This window comes from Herbiconiux daphne (assembly GCF_024979295.1).
GTDB lineage: Bacteria > Actinomycetota > Actinomycetes > Actinomycetales > Microbacteriaceae > Herbiconiux > Herbiconiux daphnes.
On record NZ_JANLCJ010000561.1, the window covers coordinates 1 to 602 of the forward strand.

Consider the following 602-nt stretch of genomic DNA (forward strand, 5'->3'; position numbering starts at 1 on the left):
TGATACTCAACAGGGCAACGTAACTAATATGCTTGAGACTGGACGGCAAGCAGAAGCCACAGTTGATAAGATGATTACTCTTGCTCAGTCTAAAGTAAGAATGTATGCGCGTAATCTGGCTATGGGTGGCTTTAAAGATTTATTCCTTGCCCTTTATCGCCTGATTCGTGAAAACGCTTCACAGCCTGTACAGGTACTTACAGCGGGCGGTGTTATAAGTATTAACCCAAGTCAATTACCTGATCGGCGTCATGTTCGCGTTAATGTAGCTCTCACTTCACAAGAGAAAGCTAAACGCGCTGCCGCTCTGTTACAGCTTGCACAATTTAAACAGTTGATTGATCCACAAGGCCAGTTTACACAGCCTCAAAACACCGCATATATGCTTTATGAAATGACTGAGGCGTTAGGCTTCCCGAATTTCCATGATTTCAACTTGCCTATTGAAATGTATCAGCCGCCACAACCTGGAATTGTTGACCAGCTTCAAGTACAGAAATTGCAATCTGATATTGAGCATACACAAGCACAGGCTAAATCACTGGTACAAGATGCGCATAGCAAGGCAGAACGTCAAGTTATGGATGGACAGATCGCAGCAG

1 protein-coding gene is annotated in these 602 nt (G+C 44.0%); it reads left to right on the plus strand.

Annotated elements, in window-relative coordinates:
• Positions 1 to 28: 28 nt before the first annotated feature.
• Positions 29 to 602 (plus strand): portal protein (locus N1032_RS26450; RefSeq protein WP_259543628.1); only part of this gene is annotated, 574 nt, incomplete at its 3' end.